The 18,824-nt window shown below is 60.1% G+C and carries 14 protein-coding genes and 1 pseudogene; 2 read left to right on the top strand and 13 right to left on the bottom strand.

What is annotated here, in order from left to right:
- The first annotated feature begins 10 nt into the window (after nucleotides 1-10).
- Both KGB14_RS22750 and KGB14_RS22745 read left to right on the top strand, forming a co-directional pair.
- A complete protein-coding gene (locus tag KGB14_RS22750) occupies nucleotides 11-865 on the top strand; it encodes an FTR1 family protein (protein ID WP_223488931.1) in 855 nt (284 codons plus the stop codon).
- Entirely contained in the window at nucleotides 853-2,232 is a 1,380-nt protein-coding gene (locus KGB14_RS22745) for a 4Fe-4S binding protein (protein ID WP_223488930.1), read from the top strand. Before KGB14_RS22750 ends, KGB14_RS22745 begins: the two co-directional genes overlap by 13 nt.
- 38 nt (nucleotides 2,233-2,270) lie before the next feature.
- On the opposite strand, the gene KGB14_RS28775 is transcribed toward KGB14_RS22745, so the two are convergent.
- The 13 genes and pseudogenes from KGB14_RS28775 to KGB14_RS22690 form a co-directional block, all read right to left on the bottom strand.
- Nucleotides 2,271-2,975, bottom strand: a complete 705-nt coding sequence (locus KGB14_RS28775) for a methyl-accepting chemotaxis protein (RefSeq protein WP_411740803.1) — start codon at nucleotides 2,973-2,975, stop codon at nucleotides 2,271-2,273.
- Between the two features lie 399 nt (nucleotides 2,976-3,374).
- Nucleotides 3,375-3,890 (bottom strand): annotated as a pseudogene (locus KGB14_RS28770) (MCP four helix bundle domain-containing protein); the annotation flags it as partial.
- A 94-nt stretch (nucleotides 3,891-3,984) separates the two neighbouring features.
- The gene (locus KGB14_RS22735) at nucleotides 3,985-4,680 is read right to left on the bottom strand and encodes an anaerobic ribonucleoside-triphosphate reductase activating protein (RefSeq protein WP_223488928.1); all 696 of its coding nucleotides are present in this window, start codon (nucleotides 4,678-4,680) and stop codon (nucleotides 3,985-3,987) included.
- Nucleotides 4,677-4,844: an anaerobic ribonucleoside-triphosphate reductase gene (nrdD, locus tag KGB14_RS28490; RefSeq protein ID WP_017338867.1), complete on the bottom strand. Its 168-nt coding sequence runs from the start codon at nucleotides 4,842-4,844 to the stop codon at nucleotides 4,677-4,679. The genes KGB14_RS22735 and nrdD overlap by 4 nt, the downstream gene beginning before the upstream one ends.
- A gap of 32 nt (nucleotides 4,845-4,876) precedes the next feature.
- Complete coding sequence (locus KGB14_RS22730) at nucleotides 4,877-6,892, bottom strand: ribonucleoside triphosphate reductase (protein ID WP_263294718.1); 2,016 nt, start codon at nucleotides 6,890-6,892, stop codon at nucleotides 4,877-4,879.
- A gap of 266 nt (nucleotides 6,893-7,158) precedes the next feature.
- Nucleotides 7,159-8,151, bottom strand: coding sequence for a GTP 3',8-cyclase MoaA (gene moaA, locus KGB14_RS22725; RefSeq protein WP_223488927.1), 993 nt, complete (start codon nucleotides 8,149-8,151; stop codon nucleotides 7,159-7,161).
- Between the two features lie 23 nt (nucleotides 8,152-8,174).
- Entirely contained in the window at nucleotides 8,175-9,131 is a 957-nt protein-coding gene (locus tag KGB14_RS22720) for a peptidylprolyl isomerase (RefSeq protein ID WP_223488926.1), read from the bottom strand.
- A 10-nt stretch (nucleotides 9,132-9,141) separates the two neighbouring features.
- On the bottom strand, nucleotides 9,142-9,822 hold the full coding sequence (gene narI, locus KGB14_RS22715; protein ID WP_223488925.1) for a respiratory nitrate reductase subunit gamma: 681 nt from the start codon (nucleotides 9,820-9,822) through the stop codon (nucleotides 9,142-9,144).
- Nucleotides 9,815-10,570: a nitrate reductase molybdenum cofactor assembly chaperone gene (gene narJ, locus KGB14_RS22710; RefSeq protein ID WP_223488924.1), complete on the bottom strand. Its 756-nt coding sequence runs from the start codon at nucleotides 10,568-10,570 to the stop codon at nucleotides 9,815-9,817. Before narJ ends, narI begins: the two co-directional genes overlap by 8 nt.
- A gap of 2 nt (nucleotides 10,571-10,572) precedes the next feature.
- Entirely contained in the window at nucleotides 10,573-12,111 is a 1,539-nt protein-coding gene (gene narH / locus KGB14_RS22705) for a nitrate reductase subunit beta (protein ID WP_223488923.1), read from the bottom strand.
- Nucleotide 12,112: 1 nt separating this feature from the next.
- Nucleotides 12,113-15,886: a nitrate reductase subunit alpha gene (locus tag KGB14_RS22700; protein ID WP_223488922.1), complete on the bottom strand. Its 3,774-nt coding sequence runs from the start codon at nucleotides 15,884-15,886 to the stop codon at nucleotides 12,113-12,115.
- Between the two features lie 69 nt (nucleotides 15,887-15,955).
- Nucleotides 15,956-17,353, bottom strand: coding sequence for a NarK family nitrate/nitrite MFS transporter (locus KGB14_RS22695; protein ID WP_223488921.1), 1,398 nt, complete (start codon nucleotides 17,351-17,353; stop codon nucleotides 15,956-15,958).
- Complete coding sequence (locus KGB14_RS22690) at nucleotides 17,331-18,635, bottom strand: MFS transporter (RefSeq protein WP_223488920.1); 1,305 nt, start codon at nucleotides 18,633-18,635, stop codon at nucleotides 17,331-17,333. Before KGB14_RS22690 ends, KGB14_RS22695 begins: the two co-directional genes overlap by 23 nt.
- Nucleotides 18,636-18,824 lie beyond the last annotated feature (189 nt).

Below are 18,824 nucleotides of genomic sequence, written 5' to 3'. Positions count from 1 at the left end.
CGGAGCTTCCATGAATCAATCAATGTTCATCGTCTGGCGCGAAAGCGTCGAGGCGCTGCTGGTGATCAGCATTCTCCAGGCCTGGGCCAGCCAGCAAGGCCAACGGAATCGGCTGGTCAAATACCTGTGGGCGGGTGTGGTGCTGGGGTTGATGCTCTCGGGCCTGCTGGCGGTGTTGATTCTGTTTGCCGGTGAGGCCATGAGCGGGTCGGCCAGCGAATGGTTCCAGGCCGCACTCGCACTGGTTGCCAGCCTGTTGATCGTGCAGATGGTGGGTTGGATGCACCGTCACGGACGCACCCTCAACCACGATTTGCGACGACACGCCGATAGCCACCTGGCCCGGCAAGGTGGCGCAGGTCTGTTACTGCTGGCCATGCTCGCGATCAGCCGCGAAGGCAGCGAAACGGTGGTCTTTCTCTATGGCGCCGGTGCTCGGCTGCGAGGTCCGCAACTCGGTTTGTTTGCCGTCGGCGGCGTATTGGGACTGGTGCTGTCGGCGCTGACCATTACGTTGCTGCACAGCAGTCGCCGATTCATTTCATGGCAACGTTTTTTTGCCATCAGCGAAGTCATCTTGCTCATGCTCGGCGCGGCGTTGCTGGTCAGCGGCACCGAGCGAGTCGGCGGCCAACTGCTCGCCCTGGATTTGCCGGACGTGGTTTATCGCATCGTTGGCGAAGCGCTTTGGGACAGCAGCACGTGGCTTGGCGACAGCCATGGATTGGGTGGCTTTCTTGCCAGTTTCGCCGGTTATCGGGCAAGCCCCAGTGGCCTGACCTTGTTGGTGTGGATCGGTTATTGGCTGGCCGTCGGCGGCTGGCTACGGCAACGCACTGCGGAAAACCTCCCATGCCCGACCTGAGCCGGCGCAATCGATGGCTCCAGCGTTTGGGTGATGGAATGCGTCGCCATGCGCCCATCATCCGTGCAGCACAGTGGGCTGTTGTCATGTTTTACGCAGTGCTGTTGGTGACCCCGGCGCTGTTGCCGCTGCCAGACAGCCAGGCACGGATACTCGACAACCTGACCTTGCTTGCGCAGTTTCTATTCTGGGGGATCTGGTGGCCGTTCGTGTTGCTGTCGATGGTGTTCTTCGGCCGACTCTGGTGTGGCGTGCTGTGCCCGGAAGGTTCGCTCAGCGAATGGGCCAGCCATTACGGTAAAGGCCTGGGTGTGCCGCGCTGGTTGCGCTGGGGCGGCTGGCCAACATTGGCGTTCTGCCTGACGACCCTCTACGGCCAATTGATCAGCGTCTATGACTACGCCCAGGCCGCGCTGTTGATTCTTGGTGGTTCGACTGTGGCAGCGGTCATCATCGGGTTGCTGTTCGCCCGGGGCAAGCGGGTCTGGTGCCGTTACCTGTGCCCGGTCAGCGGTGTATTCGCCCTGCTCGCCCGGCTGGCCCCCGTGCACTTTCAAGTCGATGAACAACGCTGGATAGAAAATACCGCACCCCGCCTGCCGCCACCCAACTGCGCGCCCCTGCTCGATATCCGCCGCCTGCAAGGCGCCAGCGATTGCCACGCCTGCGGACGCTGCAGCGGGCAACGCGGTGCCGTTCAACTGATCGCCCGCTCCAGCAATCAGGAGATTCTTCACGCGACGGCGCAAACCCTGTCCCCCTGGGATGCCCGCTTGCTGCTGTTCGGCGTGATCGGCTTGGCCATGGGTGCGTTTCAGTGGACGGTCAGCCCATGGTTTGTCGCCCTCAAACAACACCTGGCCCAGTGGCTGGTCGAACATAACCAGCTCTGGGCCTTGCAGGATAACGCCCCCTGGTGGCTGCTGACCCATTACCCGCAGCTTAACGACAGCTTCAGCTGGCTCGACGGTTTCAGCATCGTCGCTTATTTGAGTTTGAGTTCGATGATGCTGGGCACGATGTTGCTGATTCTTCTGCGCCTGACGGCTCGACTGGCGCGAGATCGCGCACTGTATTGGCCCCTGGCACTGACACTCACGCCCTTGGGTGGTGCGGGATTGTTTCTCGGGCTGTCGGCCACCACCGTCAAATTACTGCGTTATGAAGGCCTGCTGCTGGCGTGGGTGCAACCAACCAGAGCCAGCCTGTTGATCGCCGCAATAGGTTGGAGCCTGGTGTTGGGATGGAAACGGCTGGATCGCACAGCCATTTCCCAGACTCGGCGCATGTCTGGTGGCATTTGCCTGATACTCGCCAATGGACTGATCGGCTTGGGTTGGTGGTTGCAATTCTGGGGCTGGGCCTGAGTGCCTCAGCGCCTTATCCAATCACCAACCCGGAACAACTAGACTTTAAAACGCGCCACTGTCTGGTGCAGCGCCCCCGCCATCTGCGCCAAGTCGTGGCCGGCAGTGTGAGTATGTCGGGCACCCAACAAGACCTGCTCAGACAAATTACGAATGCCCATCAGGTTGCGATCCACTTCACGCGCGACCAATGCCTGCTCCTCCGTGGCACTGGCGATCATCATGTTGCGCTCGTTGATCTGCGAGATTGACCGAGTGATTTCATCCAGGGCATCGCCCGACCGTTGCGCCACTTCAAGGGTGGCACGCACCAGGTGACTGCTGCTTTGCATGGCGGTCACTGCATGGCCGGTATCCAGACGAATGTTGCCAATCATCTGCTCGATTTCCTGCGTTGACTCCTGAGTGCGATGGGCCAAGGCGCGCACTTCGTCAGCGACCACGGCAAAGCCGCGTCCGGCATCACCGGCCCGCGCTGCTTCAATCGCCGCGTTGAGGGCCAACAAATTGGTTTGATCGGCAATGCTGCGAATCACGTCCAGGACCTTGCTGATGTCCTGCACCCTCCCGGCCAGTTGCTCAATGCGCTGTGAAGTATCGGTGACGCCATCAGCCAGTTCGCCGATGGAAACCACTGTTTCCTGAACCTGTTCACGCCCGCGCTGCGCGGTTTGCTCGGACTGCCGCGAGGCCTCTGAGGTGCTGACCGCATTACGTGCCACCTCATCCACCGCCGCTGTCATCTGGTTCACGGCCGCGGCCGCCTGTTCTATCTCAAGTCCCTGCAATTGCAGATTGCTGCTGGTCTGGCTGCTGACGGCACTCAGTTCTTCGGAGGAACTGGCCACCTGGTCAACCGAGGTCGCGATGCGCTTGACCATGGTATTCAAACTTTGCTGCATCTGGTGCATGTTCATCATCACACTGCCGCCGGCACTTGAACTCACCGGCACCTGAATCGTCAGGTCGCCCTCAGCGATTTGACTCAAGAACCGTGCCGCATCATCGGGCTCGCCACCCAGTGGCCGAGTCACGCTGCGTGTGACGATGACCGCGGCGGTGATGACCAGTGCCAGGCAGAACAAGAATAATCCGAGCATGTTGCGTCGCGCATCGCTGTACAGTTCTTGCGCCGAGTGTTCACGGTCGGCGAATATTTTTCCTTGCAGCGCCATCAACACATCCAGGCTTTTGTAAACCTCGGACTCAGCCGGAACGACCTTTTGTTTCAGCTGCGTCATGGCGTCATCGACAGCCCCTTGCCGGATCAACACCTGCACTTGAGTGAACGCCGCAACATAAACCTCGCGGTTCATTTTCAAGGCGGCATAAGCGGCTTTGCCTTCGGGCAAATAAAACAATGGCTCAAGCGTTTCGAGTGCCTGAGTAATCCGTTTCCTGGTGGTGTCGATGGACTGCTGCACTTGCTCGTTGTCTTTATTGATCAGCAAATCCCGGGTGTTCCTGGCGTTATCGCGCACGCCAGTGGCAATGACCATGATCGGTTCGATCTTCGGCCAGTCCTGTTTGACGATCACGACGGACTGTTCCTTGAGCGTTGCCAGATCGTGCAACGCGTAAAACGCCATGCCCATCAGGGTCAGCGGTGCAATTGCAAAACCGATGATAATTCGTTGTGCTGTACTTAATTTGGCCATCTCAAATGCTCCCTGTTTAATACTCGCCTGTGAGGCAGCGCATTTGAAAACCGTAAGGGTGGACATCACTTCCAACGTTGATCCCCAGCCCCCGTTACCCCCGCAACACGAATGTTGGAAACAACTCGCGCATGGCATGCCAAAGATCCGGAAGCAAGGCTTGTGCCGACACGCTCGGCAACAGCGGATCGAGCATCCGCTCGGTGCGAACCAGTTGCACAGCGAAGCGTTTGACGCCAAGCGCATTCAAGCGATTTGCCAGGGTCAGAAGACGCGCCGGCTCGAACAGATGCCAATGCACAGTCGTGCGACATTCGTAGTCCACTCCACTGGCCAGCAGATGCTCGAGGCTGCGCCAGTTGGCGGTTCCGCTGCCCTCGACCCGAGTGATAGCCTGGCAATCTTCGGGCAACGCCTTGACGTCGAAACCGACCCAATCAGCACCGGTCAATGCCTTGGCGAAGGCGGCAGGTTTGATGCCGGCGCTGTGCAGACCGATGCGAAATCCCATGCCCCGCACTTCGTCCATGGCGCCGAGCAAGCCGTCCTGCAAGGTCGGCTCACCGCCGCTGAACACCACGGCATCGAGCAGGTCCAGACGACGTTGCAGAAACGCCAACACCCGCCGCCAATCCACTTCCTCACTGCCACGAGGGGGAATCAGCTGCGGGTTATGACAATAACGACAACGCCAGGCGCACCCCTGGCAAAACAGCACGCAGGCGAGCTGCCCCGGATAGTCGATAGTGGTCAGGGGCACCATGCCCCCGACCCGAAGCATTCGACTCATTGGCGCCCGGCCAGTGCCGCGCTTTCAGTGAAGTGCACCCGCTCACGGTGCTCCGACTGTTTACCCGGATTGAACGCCGACACAGGACGGTGATAGCCCATCACCCGGGTCCAGACTTCGCAGCGTTGACGTTGAGCCTGTGGCAGTGTTTGCGATGCAGTCATGGTGAAGCTCCTTGCGGTTGAGTGGATCGAAATCAATGAACGGCGCCGGCCTTCTGTTCTTGCAGCAACAGGACCTCGTCGCATTTGGGGCAGAACTCATGCTCGCCATCGAGGTAGCCGTGCACCGGGCAGATGGAGAAGGTCGGGGTCACGGTCAGGTACGGCAGGCGGAAGCGGCCAAGGGCTTTTCGCACCAGTTGCTTGCAGGCCTCTGTCGAAGAAATCCGTTCGGCCATGTACAGATGCAAGACGGTGCCGCCGGTGTATTTGCATTGCAGTTCGTCTTGAAGTTCCAGCGCCTCGAATGGGTCTTCGGTATAGCCCACGGGCAGTTGCGAGGAGTTGGTGTAATACGGCGCCTGCACACTGCCGGCCTGGAGAATGTCGGGATAGCGCTTGAGGTCTTCCTTGGCGAAGCGGTACGTGGTGCCCTCCGCCGGGGTCGCTTCCAGGTTGTAGAGATGACCGGTTTCTTCCTGGAAACGCAGCAACGTGGCGCGCACGTGGTCCAGCATATTCAAGGCAAATTTGCGACCCTGCTCGGTGTGCATGCCCTCCTCGTCGCCGGTGAAATTGCGCAGCATTTCATGCAGGCCGTTGAGGCCGATGGTGGAGAAATGGTTGCGCAAGGTGCCCAGGTAACGCTTGGTATAAGGGTATAAACCGGCATCCATGTGGTGCTGAATCACCTTGCGCTTGACCTCCAGGCTCTCCATCGCCAGCTCCATCAGCGTGTCCAGGCGCTGCAACAAACCACTGGTGTTGCCCTTGAACACATAGCCCAAACGGGCGCAGTTGATGGTCACCACGCCGAGCGATCCGGTCTGTTCCGCCGAGCCGAACAAACCGCCGCCGCGCTTGAGCAACTCGCGCACATCCAGCTGCAACCGGCAGCACATCGAACGCACCTGATTGGGCTGCAGGTCCGAATTGAGGAAGTTCTGGAAGTACGGCAAGCCGTAACGCGCCGTCATCTCGAACAGGCGGTCGGCGTTTTCACTGTCCCATGGAAAATCATGGGTGATGTTGTAGGTCGGGATCGGAAAGGTGAACACGCGCCCTTTTGCATCGCCTGCCTGCATCACCTCGATGTAGGCGCGGTTGAGCAGGTCCATTTCGACTTGCAGGTCGCCATAGGCAAACGGCATTTCCTCAGCGCCGATGACGGGTATCTGCTCGCGCAAATCCTGCGGGCAAACCCAGTCAAAGGTCAGGTTGGTGAACGGCGTCTGCGTGCCCCAGCGCGATGGCACGTTGAGGTTGTAGATGAACTCCTGGATCGCCTGGCGCACCTCCTGATAACTCAGCTGATCCTTGCGCACATAGGGCGCCAGGTAGGTGTCGAACGAGCTGAACGCCTGGGCACCGGCCCATTCGTTTTGCAGGGTGCCGAGGAAATTCACCATCTGCCCCAGGGCGCTGCTCAAGTGCTTCGGCGGACCGGCTTCGACACGCCCCGGCACACCGTTGAGCCCTTCGTGCAACAGGGTACGCAGCGACCACCCGGCGCAATAGCCGGCGAGCATGTCCAGGTCGTGCACATGCAAATCCGCCTCGCGGTGGGCCTGGCCGATGGCCTCGCTGTACACCTCGTCCAGCCAGTAGTTGGCGGTGACCTTGCCCGACACGTTCAACACCAGCCCGCCCAGGGAATACCCCTGATTGGCGTTGGCCTGGACCCGCCAGTCTTCACGGTCCAGGTATTCGTTCATCGAAGTCGCCACCTCGACCATGGTCCGGCGATCGCGGCGCAATCGCCCGTGTTGTTCGCGGTAGACAATGTAGGCGCGCATGGCGAAGAAGAAACCGGCGTCCATCAATACCCGTTCAACACGATCCTGGATCTGCTCGACATGCAATCTTGGCAGACCTTCCAACCGCGCCAGTACCGCTTCGAGCAAACCTTCGACTTCAACGTCGGTGTACTCTCCGGTTGCCTTGCCGGCGGCGATCAATGCCTGACGGATCTTGTCCGCGTCGAAGGCGACCAGACTGCCATCGCGCTTGTGCAAGCGGTTACATCCTACTGAGATCAGCGTGCTCTGCATTCGGCCTCCAGATACTACATATAGATGTTTATTTGCAAACAAACACAACATGCAGTGAAGACTACGGACAAAGCGCTGATCTGCAATTGATCGATATCAAGATTTGGCAGTGAAAAAAAACGCCCAATGACGACAGAAGAAAACCTAATGTGGGAGCGAGCCTGCTCGCGATGACTGCAGCACATTCAACATAGATGTCGACTGTTCTACCGCTATCGCGAGCAGGCTCGCTCCCACATTGGATTTGCTGTGTTTTACAGAACAGCTCAACCACCACTCATGTTCATGAACCGCACAATCTGCACCTCCCCTTCGGGGCTGAAATCGTGGCGTAATGGCTTGCCGCGCAAGGCCTTCTGCACCGCATTGATCAGCGGCTGGTCATCCAGCGGATAACGCCGCAGCAATCCGCGTAAATCCAGGGCATCGTCCTGCCCCAGACAAAGCAACAGCTTCCCTTCAACGGTCATCCGCACCCGGTTGCAGCTGCCACAGAAGTTGTGGCTGTTGGGTGAAATGAAACCGATCCGGGTATCGGGATGGCGTTCCAGGCGCACGTAGCGCGCCGGTCCGCCGCTGTTTTCAGTGCTGTCGAGTAAGCGATGTTGGCTGGCGATCAGCGCCCGTACCTCGTCGCTGGAACAAAACGATTCGCCCCGGGAACGGCCAACATCGCCCAAGGGCATTTCTTCGATGAAACTGATATCGATGCGCTGATCGATGGCGTATTGCACCAGCGCCGGGACTTCATCGAAGTTGCGCCCTTTCATCACCACACAGTTGAGTTTGATTCGCTCAAACCCCGCGTCCCGCGCCGCCTCAATGCCGTTGAGCACTTGATCAAGATCGCCGATGCGGGTGATCGCGCGAAATTTCTGCCCGTCCAGGCTATCGAGGCTGATGTTCATCCGCTTGACCCCCGCCTCCGCCAATGGCCGCGCCAAACGGCCCAGTTGCGAGCCGTTGCTGGTCATCACCAGTTCGCGCAAACCGGGCAGCGCGGCGATGTTGCGGCACAGTTCGACAATGCCCGGACGAATCAGCGGCTCGCCGCCGGTCAGACGGATTTTGCGTACGCCCAACCCGACGAACAGCGTTGCCAGACGCTGCAACTCTTCCAGCGTGAGCACCTGCTGACGCGGCAGGAAGGTCATGTTTTTCGCCATGCAATACACACAGCGAAAATCACAACGGTCCGTCACCGACATCCGCAGATAATCGATCTGCCGCCCAAAGCCATCCTGCATTACAGCGTTCATCACATCTCCCGGTTTGCCTTGGGTCACTGCACCAGTGGTGAGTCGGCGCCCTGCAAGTGGATGCCGCGAATATCCGCCGCACCGATCAGGGTTTGCAGGTACTGCACCAGGGCTTTTTGCCAGACGCCTTGCTGCAACTGCGTGCGAATCGCCGTCGACACCACTTCATAGGGCAACGGCATGCCTTCGATCCGCTGATCGACACTGACCACATGCCAGCCGTAGCGACTTTCCAGCGGTTTGCTGGCCAGGCCCGGCGCCAGGGTGAACAGCTGACGTTCCAGTTCGGGCACGGTCTGGCCCTTGCTGATCTGCCCCAGGGAACCGCCCTGAGCCTTCGACGGACAGGCTGAATACTTCACGGCCAGATCGGCGAAACTGCCGGGGAATTCATCCAGTCGTGCCAGCAGGATTTCCGCCTGAACATGGGCCAGCTCGCGGGCTTCGGCATCGTCCGGCGCGCATTCGAGCAGGATGTGCCGAACCGCCAGCAACGGTGCGCTGTGAAAGCGCCCGCGATTGTTTTCGTAGTAGCGCAGACTGGTTTCCTCATCGCACTGCGGCACGTGCACCTCGCGTTCGAGCAACAAGCGCGTGGCCGCTTCTTCTTCGTTCTCACCGGCACCGATTTCCATCGATACGCCGAGTTCGGCAATGCGCTGCTGCAACAACTCGCGGATCACCAACGCCCGGGCGGCCAGGTACACCGCCTCCTCGCGGCTCTCGGCCGGATGATATTGCAGCTCCTGGGCCATCGCTTCCGGGGTGATCGACACCTCGTTGACGCTGATGATCGGCCACTCCTGTTCGCTGCTGGCGATCAACTGCGCCGGGGCGTCATCGGCAGCCGCCGGCTCAACCGGCAGTGCTTCGAACTGCGCGATGTCGGCCACGTCCGGCACCGAAGACTCTGTTTTTTGGGAAGAGCCGCAACCACCGCTGCCGCCGTTACCACCACCGCATCCACATCCACCTGACATGATTGTCTCCTCAGTACTTCTGACGAACGATTTGATAACGACGCCCCAGGTACCAGATCGGTGCGCTGATCATGTGTACGAGACGGGTGAAGGGGAACAGCACAAACAGGGTCAAACCGAGAAAAACGTGCAACTTGTAAGTCAGCCCGACCGGCGCGATCGATGCCGCCGCTTCCATCGGCCGCAGCAACACGGTGTTTTGCGCCCAGTCGGCGAGCATCACCATCACCGAGCCGTCCATGTGGCCGGTCGATGCAACAATCGTCAGCAGCCCCAGCAGCAACTGCGCCAGCAGCACCAGCAGAATCAGGATGTCCGAAACGCTGGAGGTGGCACGTACCCGCGGATCGGTGAGCCGCCGATTGACCAGCATCAGCAAGCCGATCAGGCACAACAGGCCAAAGAACCCGCCCGAAACCATTGCCAGCAACTGCTTGTTCTCAGTGCTGATGACATGGTGATAAACCGACGCTGGCGTCAGCAAGCCGACGAAATGCCCGGCCAATATGAACAACACGCCAATGTGGAAGAAGTTGCTCGCCATGCGCATGCCGCGCTGGTTGAGCATCTGGCTGGAGCCGGCCTTCCAGGTGTACTGCGACAGATCGAAGCGCGCCCAGCTGCCAATCAGGCAGATCGCCAAAGCGACATAGGGATAGATCCCGAACAACAACAGGTTCCATTTAGACATTGCCTACCTCCTTGGCCGGCACGGCGGCCAGCCCTTCATGCTGAAAATCCACCCAGTGCAACGGCACCGCGCTTTCTTCCCGAGCCTTGCCCGGTGCGCTTGGCAGTCCACTGCAACGGTCCTGCTGTTCGGCCTGGAGGAAGTCCACGGCCTCCTCTTCCCAGATCTTGTCGAGGGCTTCCAGGGAGTCGTCGCGCGGTTCCGCCGCCACCTGCGCCCGCAGGTCGGCGACCGCCTGATGCGGTTCGGCCCCGGCGATTTGCAGCAGCGCGCGGAAGCAACTGGCATAGGCGCTTTCGCGCTCTTCCAGACGCGCCGCGAGCAAGGCCAGCAAGTGCGAAACATCCGCCACGCCCTCGCGGGCCTCAATGTCTTCGCGGGTGGACAGAAACTCCAGATACAACGGGATGTAGTCCGGCAGCTCTTTGACACCGATGGCAAAACCGGCTTCTTCGTATTGCGCCATCATGTCGACCATGGCCTGGCCACGGTCGCGGGATTCGCCATGCACGTGCTCGAACAACAGCAGCGACAGCGAGCGACCTCGACCGAACAGCGCACCGTAGTGCTCCTGCCCATCCATCAGGTCATTGGCGCAGATCAGCTCAAGCAATTCGAACAACGCGCCGCGCTGTTTGGGGCTGATTTCCCGTGACTGGATGATCGCTTGCTCGAGTTCGTCGCGACCGCCAATCAGCGTCTCGGTCGGGTAATCGAGCAGCAGCGAAATCACTTTGAGAATTTGCATGCTCATTCCTCCCACAACTGGACGGTTTTCAGGATGTCGCGGCGGTTGGCTTTCTTCGCACCGAACATGTTGGTGTCGGAACTGCCGCTGCAGCCGCTGCCAAAACTGAAGCCGCAACCGGAGCGCTCGGCAAAGGCGTCGCTCATGGCGTCTTCACGGTGCGCGCTCGGTACCACGAAACGGTCTTCGTAGTTGGCGATCGCCAGGTAGCGATACATCTCCTCGACCTGGGCCACGCTCAAGCCGACATCCTTGAGCACTTGCAGGTCCTGAACGCCATCGACTTGCTGGGAACGTTTGTAAGCGCGCATCGCCAGCAAGCGTTTCAGCGCACGCTTGACCGGTTTTTCATCACCCGCCGTCAGCAGGTTGGCCAGGTACTTGAGTGGAATACGCAGGCTGTCGACGTCCGGGATCACCCCGTTCATACCGACGGTGCCGGCAGTGGCGGCGTTCTGGATCGGCGACAGCGGCGGCACGTACCAGACCATCGGCAAGGTGCGGTATTCCGGGTGCAGCGGCAGCGCGAGTTTCCAGTCCACGGCCATTTTGTAGACCGGCGAACGCTGGGCGGAATCAATCACCGACTGCGGTACGCCATCGGCCAGGGCCTGACGGATCACCGCCGGGTCGTTCGGATCGAGGAAGATCTCCAGTTGTTTCTCGTACAGGTCCTGCTCGTTGGCGGTGCTCGCCACTTCGCTGATGCGGTCGGCGTCATACAGCAATACACCGAGGTAACGAATGCGCCCGACGCAGGTTTCGGCGCAAACAGTCGGCATCCCGGCTTCGATACGCGGGTAGCAGAAGATGCACTTCTCGGACTTGCCGCTCTTCCAGTTGAAGTAGATTTTCTTGTATGGGCACCCGCTGATGCACATCCGCCAGCCACGGCATTTCTCCTGGTCGATCAGGACGATGCCGTCTTCTTCACGCTTGTAGATCGCACCGCTTGGGCACGACGCCGCGCACGTCGGGTTGAGGCAGTGCTCGCACAGGCGCGGCAAATACATCATGAAGGTGTTTTCGTACTCGCCGTAAATGTCCGCCTGAATCTTGTCGAAGTTCTTGTCCTTGCGACGCTTGGCGAATTCGGTGCCGAGGATTTCTTCCCAGTTCGGGCCCCACTCGATTTTTTCCATGCGCTTGCCGGAGATCAGCGAACGCGGACGCGCGGTGGGCTGATGTTCGCCCAGCGGCGCGGTGTGCAGGTGCTGGTAATCGAAGTCGAACGGTTCGTAGTAATCGTCCAGGCTTGGCAGATCCGGGTTGGCGAAAATGTTCGCCAACACGCGGAATTTACCGCCGATGCGCGGGTTGATCGTGCCGTTGGCGTTACGGATCCAGCCGCCCTTCCACTTGTCCTGGTTTTCCCATTCTTTCGGGTAGCCGATCCCGGGTTTCGATTCGACGTTGTTGAACCAGGCGTATTCCATGCCTTCGCGGCTGGTCCAGACGTTTTTGCAGGTGATCGAACAGGTGTGGCAACCGATGCACTTGTCCAGGTTCAGTACCATGCCGATTTGTGAGCGAATCTTCATCTCAGTTCTCCTCGATATCGGTCGGCAGCGGACGTGGCAGGTCATCGCCACTTGAACCATCGAGCCAGTCGACTTTGGCCATTTTGCGCACCACGACGAATTCATCGCGGTTGCAACCGACCGTGCCGTAATAGTTGAAACCGTAGGCCTGCTGGGCATAGCCGCCGATCATGTGGGTCGGTTTGAGCACCACTCGAGTGACCGAGTTGTGGTGGCCGCCACGGGTCTTGGTGGTTTCCGAACCGGGCACGTTCACGATCCGTTCCTGTGCGTGGTACATCATCACCATGCCGTCCTTGACGCGCTGGCTGACCACCGCCCGGGCGGTCAATGCACCGTTGACGTTGAAGCACTCGATCCAGTCGTTGTCTTCAATGCCGGCGCGTTTCGCATCGTTCTCCGAGAGCCAGACAATCGGCCCGCCACGGCTGAGGGTCAGCATCAGCAGGTTGTCGCTGTAGGTACTGTGGATGCCCCATTTCTGGTGCGGGGTGATCCAGTTCAGGACGATTTCGGTTTCGCCGTTGCTGCGCTTGCCTTTCACCCCTTCGATGGTGCGGGTGTTGACCGGCGGGCGATAACTCATCAGTTGCTCGCCGAACGCCTGCATCCACGGGTGATCCTGGTAGAACTGCTGGCGACCGGTGATGGTGCGCCATGGAATCCCTTCGTGAACGTTGGTGTAGCCGGCGTTGTAGCTGACGTGATCATCTTCGAGCCCCGACCAGGTCGGGCTGGAAATGATCTTGCGCGGCTGTGCCTGAATGTCGCGGAAACGAATCGCCTCGTGGGCCTTGGACAGCGCCAGGTGGCTGTGGTCGATGCCGGTGAATTCCGACAGCGCGGCCCAGGCCTTGACGGCGACCTTACCGTTGGTTTCCGGCGCCAGGGACAGGATCACTTCCGCTGCATCAATGGCCGTGTCGATTTTCGGACGGCCGTGACTGATCCCGGCATCGCCTTCGTGGTGATTGAGTTCACCGAGGAATTTCACTTCCTCTTCGGTGTTCCAGTTGATGCCCTTGCCGCCGTTGCCGTGTTTCTCCAGCAATGGCCCAAGCGAGGAAAACTGCTTGTAGATGTTCGGGTAGTCACGCTCCACCACGTGCAGGTTCGGCGCGTTCTTGCCCGGCACGGGTGCCACACCGGCGCTTTTCCAGTCGGTGCCGCCAAACGGTTGGGCCAGTTCGCCGACGCTGTCGTGCATCAGCGGGATGGTCACCAGGTCCTTTTCAACGCCCAAGTGCCCTTCGGACATGCGGGAAAACGCCTTGGCGATGCCTTTGTAGATTTCCCAGTCGGAACGCGATTCCCACGCCGGGTCGATGGCGGCCGACAACGGGTGAATGAACGGGTGCATGTCCGAGGTGTTCATGTCGTCTTTTTCGTACCAGGTCGCGGTCGGCAAGACGATGTCGGAATAGACGCAGGTCGAAGACATGCGGAAGTCCAGCGTGGTGACCAGATCGAGCTTGCCGATGGCGCCCTCGTCCACCCATTCGGCTTCTTCGGGTTTGCAATCGCCGACCTGGCCGATGTCTTCGTTCATCACCCCGTTCTTGGTGCCCAGCAGGTACTTGAGCATGTACTCGTGGCCCTTGCCCGAGGAGCCCAGCAGGTTGGAACGCCAGATGAACATGTTGCGCGGGAAGTTCACCGGGCTGTCCGGCTGTTCGCAGGAGAACCGCAGCGAGCCGTCCTGCAGCGACTTGACCACGTAGTCTTTCGGGTCCATGCCGGCCGCCGCAGCGTCGCGACAAATGTGCAGCGGGTTGGTGTTGAGTTGCGGTGCGCTGGGCAACCAGCCGGCACGTTCGGCGCGGATGTTGTAGTCCAGGGCATGCTCGGGAAATTGTGATTTATCGGCCAATGGCGAAAGCACGTCGTGCATGCTCATCTTCTCGTGGCGCCATTGCGAGCTGTGGGCGTAGAAGAAGCTGGTGCCGTTCATTTGGCGAGGCGGACGGTTCCAGTCCAGGCCGAACGCCAGGGGCAGCCAGCCGCATTGCGGACGCAGTTTTTCCTGGCCAACGTAGTGCGCCCAACCGCCACCGGTCTGGCCGACACACCCGCAGAGCATGAGCATGTTGATCAGCCCGCGGTAGTTCATGTCCATGTGGTACCAGTGGTTCATCGCCGCGCCGACGATGATCATCGAGCGCCCCTTGGTCTTGTCGGCGTTATCGGCGAACTCACGGGCGATCTGGATGGCCTTCTCGCGGCTCACGCCGGTGATCTGCTCCTGCCAGGCCGGGGTGCCCGGCACGGAAGCGTCATCGTAATCCTTGGCCACGTTATCGCCGCCGAGGCCGCGATCGATGGCCAGATTGGCGGCCGACAGGTCGAACACGGTGGCGACCTTGGCCACGCTGCCGTCCGCCAGCACCACGTTATGCACCGGCACGCGGCGGTATTGCACGGCATCGCCGGCCACGTGCTGGAAGTGTTCGTGAGACTCGCCGGCAAAATACGGGAACGCCACTTCGGCCACGTCATCGCCGATCAGGCTCAGCTTCAGATCGATCTCACGGCCTTCGCCACCTTCACGCGGCAGGATGTTCCACTTGCCCTTCTCGCCCCAGCGATAACCGATGGAGCCTTGAGGGGAAACCAGTTCGCCACTGACATCCAGCGCGATGGTTTTCCATTCCGGGTTGTTTTCCTGGCCGAGGTTGTCGGTCAGGTCGCTGGCGCGCAGGAAACGGTCTGGCTGGTAACCGGCGCCCGGTGCCTTGTCGACCATTTGCTTGAGCAGCACCAGCACTGGCAAATCGGTGAAGCGCTTGGCGTAGTCGGTGAAATAAGCGCTCGGTTTGTCCAGGTGGAATTCTTTGAAGATCACATGGTTGAACGCCTGCGCCAGCGCCGCATCGGTGCCTTGCTTAGGGTTCAGCCACAGGTCGGTGAGCTTGGCGACTTCCGAGTAGTCCGGGGTGATCGCGACAGTCTTGGTGCCCTTGTAGCGGACTTCGGTGAAGAAGTGCGCATCGGGGGTACGGGTCTGCGGGACGTTGGAGCCCCAGGCAATGATGTAGTTGGAGTTGTACCAGTCGGCCGATTCCGGCACGTCGGTCTGCTCACCCCAGACCATCGGCGAGGCCGGTGGCAAGTCGCAGTACCAGTCGTAGAAACTCAGGCAGGCACCGCCGATCAGCGACAGGTAACGCGAACCGGCCGCATAGCTGACCATCGACATGGCTGGAATCGGCGAGAAGCCGACGATCCGGTCTGGGCCGTACTGCTTGATGGTGTAGACGTTGGACGCGGCAATGATCTCGTTGACTTCCTCCCAGTTGGAGCGAATGAAGCCCCCCATGCCGCGCTTGCTCTTATAGGAGTCGGCCTTGGCCTTGTTCTCGACAATGCTCGCCCAGGCTTCGACCGGCGCCATGGTCTGCCGCGCATCGCGCCAGAGCTTGAGCAACGGCTTGCGGATTTTCGGGTACTTGAGCCGGTTGGCGCTGTAGATGTACCAGCTGTAACTGGCACCACGCGGGCAGCCACGGGGCTCATGGTTAGGCAGATCGTTACGGGTGCGCGGGTAGTCGGTCTGCTGGGTTTCCCAGGTGATCAGGCCGTTCTTGACGTAGATTTTCCACGAGCAGGAGCCGGTGCAGTTCACCCCATGGGTCGAACGCACGATCTTGTCGTACTGCCAGCGCGAACGGTAGACGTTCTCCCAGTCGCGAGACTCTTTTCGGGTCTCTCCATGACCGTCGGAAAACTCGTTTTGCTTGCGGTTGAAAAACCGCAGTTGATCCAGTAAATGACTCACGGTGTAGTCCTCTCAGGCTTTGTCGCGGGGTCTGTGCCCCGCCCACGCAATGGTTGGATTCGGGTCGTCTCAGCAGGGTGTCGCGGCGCCTTTGCGCGCGTACCACCACCAGGTCACGACGATGCAGCTCAGGTAAAAGACGACGAACATGTAGAAGGCCATCTCCGGGCCGCCGGTCAGGGCCATCGAAGAGCCGAAGGATTTGGGAATGAAGAACGCACCGAAGGCGCCCATGGCCGAACTGAAGCCCAGGACGGCGGCGGACTCTTTGCCGGCATCTTTCAGCGCTTGTTCGCGCACGGCGGCTGGTTGACCGGCAGAGGCTTTTTCATGCTGGGTGCGGAAGATCACCGGGATCATGCGGAAGGTGGAGCCGTTGCCCACGCCCGTGGTGATGAACAGCAGCATGAACAGGCCGAGGAAGCCGTAGAAGTTGCCGCCCTGGCCGCTTTGCGGCAGAAAGTGCAGAACCCCGAACACCATCACGATCATCAGCACGAAGTTCCACAAGGTCACTTTCGCGCCGCCGAGCTTGTCCGCCAGCCAGCCGCCCAATGGCCGTACCAGCGCACCTACCAACGGACCGAGGAAGGCGAATTTCAAGGCAATCACGTCGGGAAAGGAGGTTTTGATCAGCAGCGGAAACGCGGCGGAAAAGCCGATGAACGAACCGAAGGTCGCCAGGTACAACCAGCACATCAGCCAGTTGTGTTTGCGCTTGAAGATCACCGCCTGTTCGCTGAACGAGGCCCGGGCACTGGACAGATCATTCATGCCAAACCAGGCCAGCACGGTCACCAGGACAATAAACGGCACCCAGACGAACCCGGCGTTCTGCAACCACAACTGGCCGCCGTCCGGCAGTGCTTGCGGCGAGCCGCCCATGAAACCGAACACACCGAAGGTAATCACCAGCGGCACACAGAACTGCATCACCGAGACGCCCAGGTTACCCAGCCCGGCATTGAGGCCCAGGGCCGTGCCCTGCTGGGACTTGGGATAGAAGAAACTGATGTTGGACATGCTCGAGGCAAAGTTGCCGCCGCCGAAACCGCAGAGCAAGGCAATCAACACGAACACGCTGTAGGAGGTGCTCGGGTCCTGCACGGCGAAGCCCATCCAGATCGATGGCAACAGCAGCGACGCGGTGCTCAGGGCGGTCCAGCGCCGGCCGCCGAAGATCGGCACCATGAACGAATAGAAGACGCGCAAAGTCGCCCCGGACAACCCCGGCAACGCCGCCAGCCAGAACAACTGGTCAGTGGTGAAGGTGAAGCCGATGGCGTTCAAACGCACGATCACCGTGCTCCAGACCATCCACACCGCAAAGGCCAACAACAGTGCAGGAATGGAAATCCACAAGTTGCGCGTGGCGGTCTGTTTGCCGCTACTTCCCCAGAACGCGGGGTCCTCGGGGCGCCAGTCATGAATGACCGGGCCTTTGTCAGGCTTTTGCAGAACGGACATGTTCTTCTCCTTGGGCAATGCTGGAAATCGGGGACGGCATCAGCAGCGGCGCTTTACCCAGCACCGGGCTTTTGCGTATTTCGCTGAAGTACATCCAGGTGAGGGAGACCCAGACCACGCCGTACATCAACATGAAGCAGGAAGAGCGCACGCCGGTGAGGTCCACCAGGGCGCCGAACAGGATTGGCAACACGAAACCGCCCAGGCCACCGGCGAGGCCGACGATGCCGGACACCGCACCCATGTTTTTCGGGTAGTCGTTGGCGATGTATTTGAAAACCGAGGCCTTGCCGAACGCGAAGGCGATGCCCATGACGAACAGCAGCACGGTGAACAGCGCGGGGCTCAGGCCAATGTGGAAATCCACCGGACCGTCGATGGTCTGCACTTGCAGTTGGGTCTGGGGATACGAGAGCAGGAACAGGCAGATCCAGCTGACCCACAACACCCACCAGGTCACGCTTTGCGCCCCCCAGCGATCCGACATCCAGCCGCCGACAGCACGCAGCACGCCACCGGGCAGGGAAAAACAGGCCGCCAGCAGCGCCGCGCTTTGCAGGCTGAAACCGTATTCCTGCACGTAGTACTTGGTCATCCACAGGGCCAGGGCGACGTAGCCGCCGAAGACGATCGAGTAGTACTGGCAGTAGCGCCACACCGCAGGGTCTTTCAGCGAGTGCAGTTGCTCACGCAAGCTGGCGCCGGTGGCACTGCGGTGGTCCTTGTTTTCGGCACTGAGGAGCCAGAATAAAAGCGCGGTAATAAAGAGGATCGCGCTAAAGACTTTCGGCACCAGTTGCCAGCTGCCGACAGCAATCAGTGCCGGGGCGAGAAACTTGGTCACTGCCGCCCCGGCGTTACCGGCGCCGAAGATGCCCATGGCGAAGCCTTGGTTCTCCTTGTCGAACCATTTGGCGACGTAGGCAATCCCCACTGAAAACGAGCCGCCGGCCAGGCCGACAAACAAACCCAGCACCAGGAACTGCCAGTAGGCGGTGGCGTGACTGATCAAGTACAGCGGTGTGACGCAGGCCAGCATCAGCAGGAAGAACACGCTGCGCCCGCCAAAACGGTCGGTCAGCAGACCCAGCGGCAAACGCACCAACGAGCCGGTCAGCACCGGGGTCGCGGCCAGCAGGCCGAACTGGGTTTCGTTGAGCTGGAGCAGTTCCTTGATCGGCACCCCGAGCACGGCAAACATCATCCAGACCATGAAGCACACAGTGAAGGCCAGCGTGCTCATGCCCAGCACCAAGCCTTGTCGTACACGCGGTGGGTTCACAATGCTCTCCAGTCAGTTAGCCATGGCGGCAGACTAGAGAGGCCAACCCCGCAAAAACTTGACCCATGTCAACGAAGCCCAAGGGGGCATAGGCCTATGCTTGCGCGGTCTACCTCTAAGGAGGTAGTCCTGGAAAGGCTTGAAACACTCGGTTTATCAGGGGATTGAGCCTTTCCGCCAAGATTTTTA

Origin of the sequence: Pseudomonas sp. A-RE-19 (genome assembly GCF_019956555.1) — a bacterium.
Classification (GTDB): Bacteria; Pseudomonadota; Gammaproteobacteria; order Pseudomonadales; family Pseudomonadaceae; genus Aquipseudomonas.
This window is presented reverse-complemented; position numbering and strand designations above follow the sequence as displayed.